General features: G+C 58.4%; 15 protein-coding genes. 7 read left to right on the forward strand and 8 right to left on the reverse strand.

What is annotated here, in order from left to right:
- Window positions 1-32: 32 nt before the first annotated feature.
- The 3 genes from E5C26_RS02785 to E5C26_RS02795 all read right to left on the reverse strand — a co-directional run bounded on the left by E5C26_RS02785 (window position 33) and on the right by E5C26_RS02795 (window position 4,604).
- A complete protein-coding gene (locus E5C26_RS02785; RefSeq protein ID WP_135314959.1) occupies window positions 33-2,213 on the reverse strand; it encodes a carbon starvation CstA family protein in 2,181 nt (726 codons plus the stop codon).
- Window positions 2,214-2,456: 243 nt separating this feature from the next.
- A complete protein-coding gene (locus E5C26_RS02790; RefSeq protein WP_135314960.1) occupies window positions 2,457-3,167 on the reverse strand; it encodes a trehalose-6-phosphate synthase in 711 nt (236 codons plus the stop codon).
- A gap of 63 nt (window positions 3,168-3,230) precedes the next feature.
- Entirely contained in the window at window positions 3,231-4,604 is a 1,374-nt protein-coding gene (locus tag E5C26_RS02795) for a glutamine synthetase family protein (protein ID WP_135314961.1), read from the reverse strand.
- Window positions 4,605-4,798: 194 nt separating this feature from the next.
- Between E5C26_RS02795 and E5C26_RS02800 the strand changes: the two genes are divergently transcribed.
- The gene (locus E5C26_RS02800) at window positions 4,799-5,137 is read left to right on the forward strand and encodes a hypothetical protein (protein ID WP_135314962.1); all 339 of its coding nucleotides are present in this window, start codon (window positions 4,799-4,801) and stop codon (window positions 5,135-5,137) included.
- A 182-nt stretch (window positions 5,138-5,319) separates the two neighbouring features.
- Here the strand turns inward: E5C26_RS02800 and yncE are convergent, their stop codons facing one another.
- The 4 genes from yncE to E5C26_RS02815 all read right to left on the reverse strand — a co-directional run bounded on the left by yncE (window position 5,320) and on the right by E5C26_RS02815 (window position 8,167).
- Window positions 5,320-6,396: a 7-bladed beta-propeller protein YncE gene (gene yncE / locus E5C26_RS02805; RefSeq protein ID WP_135314963.1), complete on the reverse strand. Its 1,077-nt coding sequence runs from the start codon at window positions 6,394-6,396 to the stop codon at window positions 5,320-5,322.
- 340 nt (window positions 6,397-6,736) lie between these two features.
- Complete coding sequence (locus E5C26_RS24750) at window positions 6,737-7,135, reverse strand: hypothetical protein (RefSeq protein ID WP_135314964.1); 399 nt, start codon at window positions 7,133-7,135, stop codon at window positions 6,737-6,739.
- A complete protein-coding gene (locus E5C26_RS24590) occupies window positions 7,135-7,278 on the reverse strand; it encodes a hypothetical protein (RefSeq protein ID WP_167796591.1) in 144 nt (47 codons plus the stop codon). The genes E5C26_RS24750 and E5C26_RS24590 overlap by 1 nt, the downstream gene beginning before the upstream one ends.
- Window positions 7,265-8,167 carry a LysR family transcriptional regulator gene (locus E5C26_RS02815; RefSeq protein WP_167796600.1) on the reverse strand — a complete coding sequence of 301 codons (903 nt, stop codon included), beginning with the start codon at window positions 8,165-8,167 and terminating at the stop codon, window positions 7,265-7,267. Before E5C26_RS02815 ends, E5C26_RS24590 begins: the two co-directional genes overlap by 14 nt.
- Before the next feature lie 169 nt (window positions 8,168-8,336).
- On the opposite strand from E5C26_RS02815, the gene E5C26_RS02820 reads away from it, so the two are divergent.
- The 6 genes from E5C26_RS02820 to E5C26_RS02845 all read left to right on the forward strand — a co-directional run bounded on the left by E5C26_RS02820 (window position 8,337) and on the right by E5C26_RS02845 (window position 14,095).
- Window positions 8,337-9,035 (forward strand): CoA transferase subunit A, encoded by a 699-nt coding sequence (locus tag E5C26_RS02820; RefSeq protein ID WP_135314966.1) that lies wholly within the window; start codon window positions 8,337-8,339, stop codon window positions 9,033-9,035.
- Window positions 9,036-9,045: 10 nt separating this feature from the next.
- The gene (locus E5C26_RS02825) at window positions 9,046-9,699 is read left to right on the forward strand and encodes a CoA transferase subunit B (RefSeq protein ID WP_135314967.1); all 654 of its coding nucleotides are present in this window, start codon (window positions 9,046-9,048) and stop codon (window positions 9,697-9,699) included.
- 23 nt (window positions 9,700-9,722) lie between these two features.
- Window positions 9,723-10,904, forward strand: a complete 1,182-nt coding sequence (locus E5C26_RS02830) for an acetyl-CoA C-acetyltransferase (RefSeq protein WP_135314968.1) — start codon at window positions 9,723-9,725, stop codon at window positions 10,902-10,904.
- Between the two features lie 17 nt (window positions 10,905-10,921).
- A complete protein-coding gene (locus E5C26_RS02835) occupies window positions 10,922-11,845 on the forward strand; it encodes a 3-hydroxyacyl-CoA dehydrogenase family protein (protein ID WP_135314969.1) in 924 nt (307 codons plus the stop codon).
- Between the two features lie 72 nt (window positions 11,846-11,917).
- Complete coding sequence (locus E5C26_RS02840) at window positions 11,918-13,312, forward strand: GntP family permease (protein ID WP_206194227.1); 1,395 nt, start codon at window positions 11,918-11,920, stop codon at window positions 13,310-13,312.
- A gap of 12 nt (window positions 13,313-13,324) precedes the next feature.
- Window positions 13,325-14,095, forward strand: coding sequence for a 3-hydroxybutyrate dehydrogenase (locus tag E5C26_RS02845; RefSeq protein ID WP_135314971.1), 771 nt, complete (start codon window positions 13,325-13,327; stop codon window positions 14,093-14,095).
- 23 nt (window positions 14,096-14,118) lie between these two features.
- Here the strand turns inward: E5C26_RS02845 and E5C26_RS02850 are convergent, their stop codons facing one another.
- Window positions 14,119-14,937 (reverse strand): AraC family transcriptional regulator, encoded by an 819-nt coding sequence (locus E5C26_RS02850; RefSeq protein ID WP_206194229.1) that lies wholly within the window; start codon window positions 14,935-14,937, stop codon window positions 14,119-14,121.
- Window positions 14,938-15,042: the final 105 nt, after the last annotated feature.

A 15,042-nucleotide genomic window follows, 5' to 3' on the forward strand; every position in this document is an offset into this window, starting at 1 on the left:
TTTCATTATGCAGGGTATCCGTTAAATCACCATCAGTGCTGCGGTGAAACTTTGACGTCCCCCTCAGTTACGCCGTTGGCAGGCGCTTCTTCAGGCACCGGCACGTAAGGGGTTTCCTGGTCGCTGCGGTTCGGGTTTTTGTGCGCCGCCATGGCGGTTTTCACCCCATAGAAGATGATGCTGTACACCACCAGCAGGAACAGAATGCTCAGCCCGGCGTTGGTGTAGTTGTTCACCACGATATGGTTCATGTTGGCCAACTGCTGGGTGGTCAGCTCGGCGCCGCCTTCGGCAATTTTGCGTTTGTACTCGCCGGCCTGGAAGAAGAAACCTTCCAGCTGCGGGTTGTTGCTAAACAGCTTCAGGCCCAGGGCGTAGGTGGTACAAATCAGCAGCCAGACGGCCGGTACCACGGTGACCCAGATGTATTTGGCGCGCTTCATCTTGATCAGCACCACGGTCCCCAGCACCAGCGCCACGGCGGCCAGCATCTGGTTGGAGATGCCGAACAGCGGCCACAGGCTCTTCACGCCGCCGAGCGGATCGACCACCCCTTGATACAGCAGGTAGCCCCACAGACCCACACAACCGGCGGTGCCGACAATACCGGCCACCAGCGAGTCGGTTTTTTTCAGGAACGGCACGAAGTTGCCCAATAAGTCCTGCAGCATAAAGCGGCCGGAACGGGTGCCTGCGTCCAGTGCGGTCAGGATGAACATCGCTTCAAACAGAATGCCGAAGTGGTACCAGAAGCCCATATTGGCGCCAGGAATGATCTGGTGGAACACGTGGGCGATCCCCACCGCCAGGGTTGGTGCGCCACCGGCGCGGTTCAGCACTGAAGGCTCACCGATGTCTTTGGCGGTCTGCAGGATCTGTTCCGGGCTGATGACGAAGCCCCAGGAGCTGACGGTTGCCGCCGCATGGGCGGACACATCACGCAGTGAGGCCATGATCATCGGTGCATCTTCGGTACCCAAACGGTGCAGATCCGGCATGGTGATGCCCAGAGCCGCCGGAGGGGTGTTCATGGCGAAATACAGGCCCGGCTCGATGATGGAAGCCGCGACCAGCGCCATGATGGCAACAAAGGACTCCATCAACATCGCGCCGTAACCGATAAAGCGCGCGTCTTTTTCATTGGCCAACAGCTTCGGCGTGGTACCTGAGGCGATCAACGCATGGAAGCCGGAAACCGCGCCACAGGCGATGGTAATGAACAGGAACGGGAACACCGAACCTTTCCACACCGGGCCGGTGCCGTCGATAAACTGGGTCACCGCCGGCATTTTCAGCTCAGGGTTGAGGATCACGATGCCAATTGCCAGCCCGACGATCACGCCGATTTTCAGGAAGGTCGCCAGATAATCGCGTGGCGCCAGGATCAGCCACACCGGCAGCAGCGCGGAGATAAACGCATAGCCAATCAGCGTATAGGTGATGGTGGTGTCTTTAAAGGTCAGCGCCGGGCCCCAGAACGGATCGTGGGCAATCACGCCGCCGAACCAGATCGAGAGCACCAGCAGCAGGATGCCAATCACCGAGATCTCACCGACCCGGCCGGGGCGCAGGAAGCGCATGTAGATGCCCATAAACAGGGCAATCGGCACGGTGGAGCAAACGGTGAACACGCCCCATGGGCTTTCCGCCAGCGCTTTCACCACGATCAGGGCCAGCACCGCCAGAATAATGATCATAATCAGAAAGCAGCCAAACAGCGCGATGGTGCCCGGTATCGGCCCCATTTCCTTTTTGATGATCTCACCGAGCGAAGCACCGTTACGGCGTGAGGAGATAAACAGCACTAAAAAGTCCTGCACTGCCCCCGCCAGCACCACGCCGCCCAACAGCCACAGCGTGCCGGGCAAGTAGCCGACCTGCGCCGCCAGCACCGGGCCGACCAGCGGGCCTGCACCGGCAATGGCGGCGAAGTGGTGGCCGAACAGCACGTACTTGTTGGTCGGCACATAGTTCAGGCCGTCGTTGTTGACCACCGCCGGAGTGGCGCGGAAGGCGTCCAGCTTCATCACCTTGGTGGCGATGTACAGGCTGTAATAACGGTAAGCCACCAGATACACCGCCACTGAAGCGACGATGATCCACAGTGCACTGATGTGTTCGCCGCGACGCAGCGCCACCACACCCAGGCAGGAAGCGCCGAGTATCCCCAGCAGCATCCAGGGTATGTGTTTTAAAATCCCCTCTCGGTTCATCGAGATATCCTTAGTTCAAATCTGCAAAAAAATGAGTGAGTTAATCCGCTTATAAGATGTTTAGGCGCGAGGCCCGGATGCGGATAACGGTCGGGTATAGGTATAGGAACAGCTCATCATTGCGGGTCGTGGCAGGGGAAGACATCTGAATTTCAGTCAGCGGTGCTATAGGGAAGCTAAGCGGTCAAAATCCCGGGGTGAACGGTTGGGCGCTGTGCGGCAACGCCAACCGGGCGGCGATGTTCAGTAGATGTTGCGGGCGTTGATCCCGGCCGGGAAGATGCCGGTGGCGAAGATATGGCCGTTAACCTGTAGCTGGTCATCGGGCAGCATCTCGACCGGATATTCATTGGCCAGATAATTGAGGAAGTTATTGCGGTCATCGAGCGACTGAAAGCCGATCAGGTCGTAGAAAAATAGCGACTCGATTAACCCCTGGTGCTCGGGGATCTGCCTGAGCAGCGCCGCCGACGGGAAGGGTAAGTGGAAGAAGAACGCGCAGGGGTTCAACAGCCCCTGTTCTTTCAACGCCTGGCCACAGGGCAGCAACTGATAATCATCAATGCAGATGATGTCGCTCGGGCACACATACTCGCAGGCGATATCGGCGAAGTGCTGGTTGATCTGCCGATAAGCCCGGTAGTTCTCTGGGGTGAAATGCGCTTTCTCCGGGTGATTATGGAACACCGGCCACAGGCCATCGTGGTAGTAGCCCTGATAGTGGAATTTAAATTCTTCGGTGGACAGCGGAAAGGTCACTTGCTGATAGCCGCTGCGGTGCTGATGGCTGACCGGACGCAGCGGTGCGGCACCAAAGTTCTGCACGTCGCCGTTCCAGCCCAGCCACAGGCCTTGCTCATCATCGCTGGCGTCAACGGAAGATAGCGCCTGCGAGGCGCAGGCCAAATCTTTGCCGTCACACTGCTTATTCGAGATCAAAACCAAACGGGACATGTTTTGTTCCTTGTTCAATGATGGGGCGAACATATTCGCCCGATGAATGCAGAACCCGGCGGGTTAAAGCATCCAACTGACTTCGGCAGCGGTGACCTGCCCTTCAAAGCGGCGCAGTTCGGCGGTCTTGCAGGTGTACCACAGGGTGCAAAATGCCGGGCCAAGCAGCTCGCGCAGCGGTTGACAGCGGCGAAACAGCGTAAGTGCCTCCCGCTGGTTGAGTGGCAGTGGTGCGGCGCTGTCGTTTTCGTAGCCGTTGGTGCTCGGGGGCAACGGCAGGGGGTGCTCCAGCCCGTGCAACAGGCCGCCGAGTATGACGGCCACCGCCAGATAAGGATTGGCGTCGGCACCGGCCAGCCGGTATTCGATACGTTGGTTGGCGCTGTCGGCACAGGGCAGGCGTAGCGCGACGGTGCGGTTGTTGTGCCCCCAGGAGGCACGCAGCGGCACATGCATACCGGGGCGGAAACGGCGGAAGGCGTTGACATTCGGTGCCAGGATGGCCATCGAGGCCGGCATCAATGTCAGCATTCCGGCCATCGCCTGTTGCATGTTGTCGCTCAGTTCGCCCGGAGCGCCGGTTAGCAGGTTGTTGCCCTGTTCATCCTGCAGGCTGATATGAAAGTGCAAACCGCTGCCGGCGGATTGCGCGCAGGGTTTGGCCATAAAGCAGGCGTGCTGGTGGTGTTTTTCCGCTATCTGGCGCGTTAGCCGTTTCAGGGCCAGCACCTGGTCGCAGGCTTCCAGCACCCGGGCACTGTGGTGCAGGTTCAGTTCGTACTGACCGGAAGCTGCCTCGGCTATCACGCCGGTTAGCGGCAACGCCTGCAGTCTGGCCTGATGTTCAATGTCATTGAGCAGTGCATGGTGGCGCTCCGGGGCATCGACAGAAAAACTTTGCGTCGGGCACAGGCTGGCATCGGCGGGCTGTTGCTGTGGGTCATGCAGATAAAACTCCAGCTCTGCGGCGATCACCGGGTAATAACCCTTGGCCTGCAGGCGTTTGAGAACCTGTTGCAGCACCACGCGCGGTTCCAGTTCGCAAGCCTCACCTTCGGCATTTTTCATCGTCAGCAGCAATTGGGCGTGGTGCTGTGGGTCACGGGCACAGGGGCGCAAAGTGCCCGCTACCGGCAGGCACAACCGGTCCGGTTCCCCGGCCTGCTGGCCCAGCCCGCTTTCTTCAATGACCTGGCCTGCGAGATCCATGGCGTAAATCGACAGCGGGAAATAACAGCCCTTTTCCAGCGTGAATAACTCGGCGACCGGCAGCCGTTTGCCACGGAATTGACCGTTTAAATCGTTGAGATAAATATCGACGTGTTCAGTATCCGGATAACGTTGTAAATACTGTTCAACTTCTTTTCCAAATGGGCGTGGCTGCGTGGCGCTAATATCCGCCAGCATCGGGTTGAAACCAATAATATTAGAATGCATGAAACATCCGTCTCGTGAGGCCATATTGGCGATGTAATGATGTTATCCGTGCCCCTAAAAACTGTCTGTAAAAACGCCGTAACTTTAATTCCGTCCGGAATAAAAAAACTGTAAATAATGCGTCGCCGTTTGATGGCTGAATAATAAACCGCCGCATATACTGCGAATCATTGGGTTATTCAGGAGAGAAGTTGATGATCAGAGCCTTAATCGTATTTATCGCCGTCATCACGGCGTTCAACGTCGCGGCGTCGTCGGAAGCTGCCTGGGCCAGTGGCGATAAAGCGCTGCAAGCGGCCTGTCTGAAAGCCAGCGGACTGAAAAGTGCCAAAGCCGCCGGCAACATTATTCATTATGGCGACGACGTCGGTTACTCGGCGCTGCTTATCAGCGGCCATTACCCGCAGGCGTTTATGCACAACAAACCGGGCAAAGAGCTGTGCCTTTACCAGCGTGCGACCAAAAAAGCGGTGATCCAGGACGCCGACGGGCTGGTGGGTAAGCACGTCGACTCATTTAATGCCAGTCAGTGAAGCAAAGCCCTGAATAAGTATGTGCAACATTGCTTAGGTGATCATCCCCCTCTCCAGGGGGAGAGGGCCGGGGTAAGGGGCCTTTGCGTTGGTATGTATCCCCTCACCCTAACCCTCTCCCAAAGGAGAGGGGACATTATCACCTTAACTAACAAGCATGAGGCTATAGCCCCCTGTCGGTGTTATTTCAAAGCGATACGGATCACGTCATCCGGCGCCGTGGCCTCTTTTTCACGGCTGGAAGCCTGCTTGACGCTGACGTACAGCGTCTGACCATCCGGTGACAGCGCCAGGCTGTTCGGGTGGGTCGGCGTCTTGATGGTTTGCAGCAGCTTGTAGCTCTTGGCGTCAATCACGCTCACTTCACCCGCCTGGCGATGGGTTACGTAAACCTCATTGCGTGCCGGGTTGAACAGCACCGCCAGCGATTCCGGCACGTCAATTTTGCTCAGAATTTTGCCGTCGCGGGTATCGACAACCAACACCTGCGCCTGCTTGGAGTCGGTGATAAAGGCGCGGTGAGTGGCCGGATCCAGGCTGATGTTCAGGAAGAAGTGTTCTTTGGACTCATCGAGCTTCTTGCGGCTGACGATCTTGTTGGTTTTGGTGTCGATAGTCACCAGTTCGCCGTCGGCGTTGGTCACATACAAGCGGCCGGCAGCGGCATCCAGCGCCAGGCCGGTGCCATATTTACCGGTCTCGGTGATGGTGGTGCGCAGGGTCAGATCCTTGCCGTCGACCACCCAAACCACGCTGGATTCGCCTAACCCGGTGATATACAAGGTATCGGTAGTGGCGTCGGCGACCAGTTCACGCGGCGCTAAAGGTTTTACCGTCTCGGAGCGTTTACGCGTATCCAGTACCAGGCGGCCTTTCACCTCACCGGTTTTGCCGTCGATGGCGGTTACCGAGTTGCTGGTGGTGTTACCGAAGAACAGCGTGCCGGTTTTGTTGTTTATGGCTGCGCCGAAGGGTTTGATATCGTTGTGAATGATCTGGGTGATATCCAGCGTCTGTGGATCCAAACGATAGACTACGCCACCTTTATCCAGCTTGCGGCTTTGCGAAGTAGCCAGATACAGCGCGTTATCGCCCTGGCTGTAAACCATCTCATAAGCGCCTTTCGCGACCGGTTTACGCAGCAGTTCTGGCTCGCCCTGGGCCAGCAGCGGGGCAGAAAACAGCATTGAAGTGAGTAGCAGCAGTGGGAAAGCGGTGCGTGTGCCGAAACGGCGGTTGCGAGTTGTTGCAGAGTTCATAACCTCTCCATGGAGTTAAAAAGCCTGTGGCCGCAGAGCCGTTGCCCTGAGGTCAAGAAAGCTCAACATTGAATTGAAGGTAAAATCCTGCCGGTCGCGTCGTGGCGCACCGGGCTTTGTGTTTGAGAATAGTAATCATTATTTATTGAGAATGGGAGTTATTTCAACACAGGGTGGGGTGAAAATCACAGTGTGGAGGATTGGATGGCGGCCATTTCCCGTTCGAGCACGGTAGCCAGCGCCAGTTCGCAAGCGCCGACTGGGCGAGGGTTGTTGAATATCACTGTGATAAAAAGTGTCAGAACGGGAAGGTGCTTGAGGCTTTCTTCATTATAGATTTCTAACTTTTTGTATTATTTATAAAATAAATAAGAATGCACATAAGAATCAAGATCGCACCCTGAAGCATTAAGAGCCTGAAGTCATTACGGATCCAGCGTTGTAATTTCTTCGATGCGGTAGTTTGTACAAATTCGTAGGCCTTGCTATCCAGGTAGGTGTTGCGGCCTATTTTTATTTTCCGGTTATTTAATAGCCAAAGAAACCACTGGGCCTTAAGTGATACACCGATAAAACCCAGGTTGTCTGCGAAGACGACAAATGGGGGAACGAGCAACTTGTTGCCCACATAATTTTGATAAAATTCACTGAATTCAGCTTTGTTTCGGCGATAGTAAAGAAACTGAATCAGGGCACTGAGCAGTAAAAGTAAAAAGCATATGATGACAACTATTTTCATCACTCACCAAAAATGTAATTAGTAAAATAATCAGAAGCCGCACTACCGGCAGCATAACCGAGCACTACTGCACATGCACCCATACCTATGGCGGTGCCAAACCTTCCGCCTGTAATCCCATCAAACTCTTCATTCAATCCCATTCATCGCCATTTCCCGTTCAATCACTCCGGCCAGCGCCTGGGCTGCCGAAGACAGACGGTGCTGGGCGAGGCGGATCAGGCCGACCCGCCGTTCAATCACCGGGCCGAACAACGGCACACAGGTTGCACCCAACTCGCCCATCTGTTGTTCACACAGCGCCGGTACCGCGCTGGCGCCCAGTCCGTTAGCCACCATGCGGCCGACCGTCACCAACTGGTGACTTTCAAATGCCACCTCCAGCGTTCTGCCGCTTTTGGCCAGCGTTTGCTCCAGCAACAGACGCACCGCAGAAGGGCGCTGCAGGGTAATAAAGTCCAGCGTCAGCAACTCTTTCCAGCTCACCTGCGCCTTGCTCGCCAGCGGTGAATGCTTCGGTACCACCGCCACAAAGCGATCGTTGCACAACGGGGTGAAGTGCAGGGTATCGCTGGGCTCCGGCTCGAAGGCAATGCCCATTTCCACCCGGCCTTCGCGGATCATCTCGAACACCTGCTCGTTAATCACGTCATGCACCGCCACGTTGATCCCGGCGTAGTGATCGCGAAACACTTTCAGGATTGGCGGCAGCGGGTTGGCGGCGAACGAAGGCATGGCAGCGATCGCCACCTTGCCCAGTTGCAGGGTAAAGCGCTGACGCATCGCCTCTTCTGCATTGTCCCAGTCCGCCAATAGTTGGCGCGCCATCGGGAAGAAGCTTTCCCCTTCCGGCGTCAGCGCCACACGTCGGGTGGTACGCAGCAGCAATTGCCCGCCCAACACCTCTTCCAGCCCGCGAATGGCGAGACTCAGCGCCGGCTGCGAAATATTCAGCCGCTCGCTCGCCTGGGCGAAGTTAAGAGTGTGAGCTACCGCTAAAAACGCGCGTAACTGTTTGATGCTCATTTTCATTTCTGAATTATTTAACTCTTTTGAAAACAGTAATTAACAATTTATTAATAAAAATTTTAAATCAATGGGTCACAAAAACAAAATTAACAAATCATTTTTGTGACCTGATGATGCCTTTGCACCGGCAGGGGCATACCGCCCACGGCCACAGAACACTCAGAGGCAGCCAATGGCAGGGCTCGATAAACGCGTCGCAAGCTACCAGGAAGCGCTGGCAGGCCTGACGGACAATATGACGGTGTTGGCGGGCGGTTTCGGCCTGTGCGGCATCCCGGAAAACCTGATTAATGAGATCCGCCGTTTGGGAGTGACCGGCCTGACGGTGGTATCAAACAACTGCGGCATCGACGGCTTTGGCCTTGGCCTGCTGCTGGAGAACCGGCAGATCCGCAAGGTGGTAGCCTCCTACGTTGGCGAGAACGCGCTGTTCGAGCAGCAGGCGCTCAGCGGTGAGCTGGAGGTGGAACTGACGCCACAGGGCTCGCTGGCAGAAAAAATCCGTGCCGGGGGCGCCGGCATCCCGGCGTTCTTCACCGCCACCGGCTACGGCACCCCGGTGGCCGAAGGCAAGGAAGTACGCGAATTCAACGGCCGTCCCTACATCATGGAGCAGGCGATCACCGGCGACTTCGCCATCATCAAGGGCTGGAAAGCCGATCACTTCGGCAATGTCATCTATCGCCACACCGCACAAAATTTTAACCCGCTGATGGCCACCGCCGGGCGGATCACCGTGGTGGAAGTGGAAGAAATTGTCGCGCCAGGAGAACTGGATCCGGCGGCGATCCACACCCCCGGCATCTACGTCGACCGCCTGATCCAGGGCAATTTCGAAAAGCGCATTGAACAGCGCACCCTGCGTACCTGAGGAGAAACCCATGCTTACCCGTGAACAAATGGCGCAGCGCGTGGCGCAAGAACTGCGTGACGGCGACTACGTCAATCTGGGGATCGGCATTCCGACGCTGGTGGCCAACTATGTGCCGCCGGGTATGGACGTGATGCTGCAATCCGAAAATGGCCTGCTGGGTATGGGGGGCTTCCCGACCGAAGAGGAGCTGGATGCCGACATGATCAACGCCGGCAAGCAGACGGTCACCGCCCGTATCGGCGCCTCGATCTTCGATTCGGCGCAGTCGTTCGCCATGATCCGTGGCGGTCATGTCGATCTCACCGTCTTGGGCGCTTTTGAAGTGGATGTCGAGGGCAACATCGCCTCGTGGATGATCCCCGGCAAGCTGGTGAAGGGCATGGGCGGCGCGATGGACCTGGTGGCCGGTGCGGAGAACATCATTGTGGTGATGACCCACGCCTCAAAGAGTGGCGAGTCCAAGCTGTTACCGCGCTGCACGTTGCCGCTGACCGGCGCTTGCTGCATTCGCAAGGTCCTGACCGACCTGGCCTATCTGGAAATTGAAAACGGTGCCTTTGTGCTGCGCGAACGCGCACCCGGCGTCAGCGTGGAAGAAATTGTCGCCAAAACCGCCGGTCGGCTGATCGTACCGGCACAGGTGCCGGAGATGCGCTTCTGATGACGTTATCCAGGGAGAAAACTATGCAACAGGTAGTGATTGTAGCGGCGACTCGCACGCCGATTGGCAGTTTTCAGGGCGCGCTGGCTACGTTGTCGGCGGTGGATTTGGGCACGGTGGTGGTGAAAGCCTTACTGGCGCGCAGCGGGGTTCCGGCGGAGCTGGTGGATGAGGTGATCCTCGGGCAGGTGCTGACGGCCGGTTGTGGCCAGAACCCGGCACGCCAGACCGCATTGAACGCCGGGCTGCCCCATAGCGTGCCGGCGTTGACCATCAACAAAGTCTGCGGCTCCGGGCTGAAGGCGATTCATCTGGCGGTGCAGGCGATCCGCTGCGGCGACGCCGAAGTAATTATCGCCGGAGGTCAGGAAAGCATGAGTCAGTCGCCGTATCTGATGAACGGTGCGCGTGCCGGGCTGCGGCTGGGCCACGCTCAGCTGACTGACAGCGTGATCCAGGACGGCCTGTGGGATGCCTTCAACGATTATCACATGGGCATCACCGCCGAAAATCTGGCGGAGAAATACGCCATCAGTCGCAGCGAGCAGGATGAGTTTGCGCTGCGTTCGCAACAGAAAACCCAGGCTGCGCAACAGGCCGGGCGTTTTGTGCAGGAAATCACTCCGGTCGAAGTAGCCAAACCCAAAGGGGAAGTGCTGCGCGTGGCCTGTGACGAGCAGCCTCGCGGCGACGCCACGCTGGAAAGTCTGGCCCGGCTGCGTCCGGCGTTTCGCAAAGACGGCACGGTGACCGCCGGTAATGCGTCTTCGATAAACGACGGCGCGGCGGCGGTGCTGTTGATGAGCGCGGCGAAGGCCGCCGAGCTGAAATTACCGGTGCTGGCGCGTATTGCCGGCTATGCGGCATCGGGTGTTGATCCGGCGATCATGGGTATTGGCCCGGTACCGGCGGCGCGTCGCTGTCTGGCCAATGCCGGTTGGTCGCTGAGCGAAGTCGATTTAATCGAGGCCAACGAAGCCTTTGCCGCACAGGCGCTGGCTGTCGGCCGCGAACTGGAGTGGGACAGCGCCAGGGTTAATGTTAACGGCGGGGCGATAGCGCTCGGGCATCCGATCGGCGCTTCCGGTTGCCGTATTTTGGTCACGCTGCTGCACGAGATGCAGCGCCGTGAGGTCAACAAGGGGCTGGCGATGCTGTGTATCGGCGGCGGACAGGGCGTGGCGCTGGCGGTTGAGCGCGGCTGATAACCCAGGAGGAAACTATGCGTACATCTGAGACTGTGGTGCTGGGCGCCGGGCTGATGGGGATTGGCATAGCCACCCACTTTGCCCGGCACGGCCACGACGTCCTGCTGTATGACCCGGACTCGCAGCGGTTGGCGGAAGTCCCGGCGGTCGCGGGCAGTATTCTGGCGGAGCTGATCGAGGTTGGGCAGTTTGCGACAGCAGAGCAGGCGGCGGTACTGGCGCGCCTGAGCGTGACCGACGATCTGAACGATGTGGCCCGCGCCCGGCTGTTGATCGAGGCGATCCCGGAGCGCCTGACGCTCAAGCACGCCTTGTACGAACAGCTGGAAGGGTTGATTGCCGACGACGCGGTGATCGCCAGCAACACCAGCGGTCTGCCGCCGGATGAGTTGGCGGTCAGAATGATCCATCCGCAGCGCCTGTTGATCGCCCATTTTTGGAATCCGCCACACCTGATCCCGCTGGTGGAGATCGTACCCGGCAGCGCCACCGATCCCCGTTATCTGGCGGCGGTGCAGGAATTACTCAGTGGTATGGCGCTGGAAGCGGTGCTGCTGGATCGTGCCGCACCGGGGTTCGTTGGCAACCGACTGCAGTTTGCGTTACTGCGCGAGGCGCTGCACATCGTACAAAGCGGCATCGCCAGCCCGCAGGTGGTGGATCAGGTAATGCGCGCCTCGCTGGGGCGGCGTTACGCGATGGTCGGGCCGCTGGAGGCCGCCGATATGACCGGTCTGGAGACGGTGGCGGATATTGCCAGTCACTTGCTGCCGGAGCTGGCGACCGATGACAGCATGATGGCGCTGGTGGAAAGTCAGCTCCGCCAGGGCAATACCGGCCAACGCAGCGGCCAGGGGTTTTATCACTGGGATGAAGCACGCAGGGAACGCATTCAACAGCGGCGGGCGCATCAGCTGCGTTTTGCCCTGAAACCTTAACCGCACCCAACAACAATAATGAGTTGCTCAACATGGCTGGCGCTGTTCAGACATCAAGAGCAATAGGGAGTGATGATGAGCGTTTTGATTGCCCTGGCAGCACTGGGAGTCCTGATGCTGGCCGCCTATCGCGGCTACAGCGTTATTTTATTTGCCCCGATAGCCGCGCTGGGCGCGGTGTTGTTGACCGATCCCGGCGCGGTCGCCCCGACCTTCACCGGGCTGTTTATGGAAAAGATGGTCGGCTTCGTCAAACTCTACTTCCCGGTGTTTCTGCTGGGGGCGGTGTTTGGCAAACTGATTGAACTGTCTGGTTTTTCCCGCTCGATTGTGGCAGCGGCGATTAACATTCTCGGCCGTCGCCACGCTATCCCGGTGATTGTGCTGGTCTGTGCGCTGCTGACCTACGGCGGCGTTTCGCTGTTTGTGGTGGCGTTCGCGGTCTATCCTTTCGCCGCCGAGCTGTTTCGCCAGAGCGGTATCCCCAAACGGCTGATCCCGGCGACGGTGGCGCTCGGCGCGTTTTCCTTCACCATGGATGCGTTGCCCGGCACGCCACAGATCCAGAACATCATTCCGACCAGTTTCTTTGGCACCAACGCCTGGGCGGCACCCTGGCTGGGGTTGATTGGCTCGCTGTTTATCATTGCGGTCGGTCTGTTTTATCTCGAACGCCAGCGGCGTAAGGCGCAGGCGCGGGGCGAAGGCTACGGCACCGAACTGCTCAATGAACCGGAAACCCCGGACAACATCAATTTACCCAACCCGCTGATCGCCATTATGCCGCTGATCCTGGTGGGTTTGCTGAATCTGGGATTCACCCACTGGATCCCGCAGTGGTATGGCGTAAGCCACGAATTGACTCTGCCAGGGCTGGCCAAGCCGATCACCACCGAGATCGGCAAGATCACCGCCATCTGGGCGGTGGAGGCAGCGCTGGTATCGGGTATTCTGCTGGTGCTGATTTTTGGCTTCCGTAACGTTCGCGGGCGACTGGCGGAAGGCAGTAAAACGGCGGTCGGCGGCGCGATTCTGGCGGCGATGAACACCGCTTCGGAATACGGCTTTGGCGCGGTGATCGCGGCATTGCCGGGGTTTTTGGTGCTGTCGAAGGCGCTGGCGGCCATTCCCAATCCGCTGGTGAACGAGGCGGTCAGCGTCACGCTGTTGGCGGGCATCACCGGTTCGGCCTCCGGTGGCATGAGCATCGCGCTGGCGGCGATGTCCGAATCCTTTATCGCCGCCGCCCACGCTGCACATATCCCACTGGAAGTGCTACACCGGGTGGCCTCAATGGCCAGCGGCGGCATGGACACCTTGCCGCATAACGGTGCGGTGATCACCCTGCTGGCGATCACCGGCCTTAGCCATCGGCAGGCTTATGGCGGCATCTTCGCCATCACCCTGATTAAGAGCGCCGCAGTGCTGTTTGTGATTGGCGTGTTCTACCTGACCGGCATTGTTTAAAGGAGCAACGACATGAATTTACAAGGCAAAACGGCACTGGTGACCGGTTCGACCAGCGGTATCGGCCTCGGGCTGGCCGCCAGCCTGGCGGGCGCGGGCGCCCAGGTGATCCTCAATGGGTTTGGCGATGTAGAACAGGCGAAGGCACATATCGCGGGGTTGGGCGCAGCGCCCGGCTACCACGGCGCGGATCTCAGCGATCCGCAACAGATCGCCGATCTGATGCGCTATGCCGAGCTGGAGTTTGGCGGCACCGACATTTTGGTCAATAACGCCGGTATTCAACATGTTTCCCCCCTGGAGTCATTTCCGGCCGATAAATGGAACGCGATTATCGCGATTAATCTGTCGTCGGTGTTCCACACCAGCCGCCTGGCACTGCCGGGCATGCGAGAGCGCGGTTGGGGGCGGATTATCAACGTCGCCTCGGTGCATGGGTTGGTGGCGTCCAAAGACAAGGGGGCCTATGTGGCGGCCAAGCATGGCGTGATAGGGCTGACCAAAACCATCGCGCTGGAAACCGCCCGCAGCGCCATTACCTGTAACGCCATCTGCCCCGGTTGGGTGCTGACGCCGCTGGTGCAGCAGCAAATTGACCAGCGGATTGCCGCCGGAACCGATCCACAGCAGGCTCGCGATGATCTGCTGGCGGAGAAACAGCCTTCGCTGGAGTTTGTGACGCCGGAGCAGTTGGGCGAACTGGCGCTATTTTTGTGCAGCGACGCTGCGGTGCAGGTGCGCGGTGCCGCCTGGAATATGGATGGCGGCTGGCTGGCGCAGTAACTTTTATCTATCGCCGCTCGGTATTACATGACGATCCCGGACCCTTGTGTCCTGTCCGCCGCGTTTTTCTCCGCCAGATAACGCGCCGGCGGTTTGCCCACCGCTTTCCTGAACATGGTGACAAAGCCGCTGGCGCTCTCGTAGCCCAGATCCAGTGCCACCCGCTGCACGCTGTCGCCTTTGGTCAGCCGTTGCAGCGCCAGCACCACATGCAATTGCCGCCGCCAGTGACCAAAGCTCATGCCCATTTGCTGTTGCAGGGTACGGTTGAGCGAACGCTCGCTCATGCCGATACGCTGCGCCCATTGGCTGAGTGTTGCTTTATCCGCCGGGTTGGCCAGCAGGCGTTCGGTTAACTGGCGAATGCGCGCGTCATTGGAAACCGGCAGGTGCAGGTTCTCAACCGGCGCCTTGACCAACTGATCCAGTAACACGCCGGCTAACCGACCTTCTGGTCCTTGTTCGTCATAGAGTTGATCGAACCCGCTGGCCTGGAACAGCAGTTCACGCAGCAGCGGGGATACTGCCAGCGTACAGCAGTGGGTCGGCAACCCGGCGATAGCATCCTGATCGACAAACAGGCAGTAGCATTCGCTGGCACTGGCCCCCTGAGCGTTATGCAGCACATTGCTGGGCATCCATAGTGCGCACTGTGGCGGCACCAGCCACAGGCCGTTTTCAACCTCACAGCGGATCATGCCGCGCACCGTATAAATCAGCTGTGCCTTGCGGTGCCGATGATGGGTGATTTCCCAGTCGCTGCTGATGGTGGAGCCCTGTACGGCAAAAATCGCCCGGGGCAGTTGATCGATATCGAAGCGTGGCTCGGTGAGGAAGGTCATGAGAATCGTTCTCAGTTTGGCGCAATTGAAAAACATTATGTCCTGATTGTGCAATGTGGTCTAGCAGCGCGACCGATACAGTGAGCGCTGGTTTTAGCCCTCTCA

The organism is Serratia proteamaculans (genome assembly GCF_004684015.1).
GTDB classification, from domain to species: Bacteria; Pseudomonadota; Gammaproteobacteria; order Enterobacterales; family Enterobacteriaceae; genus Serratia; species Serratia proteamaculans_F.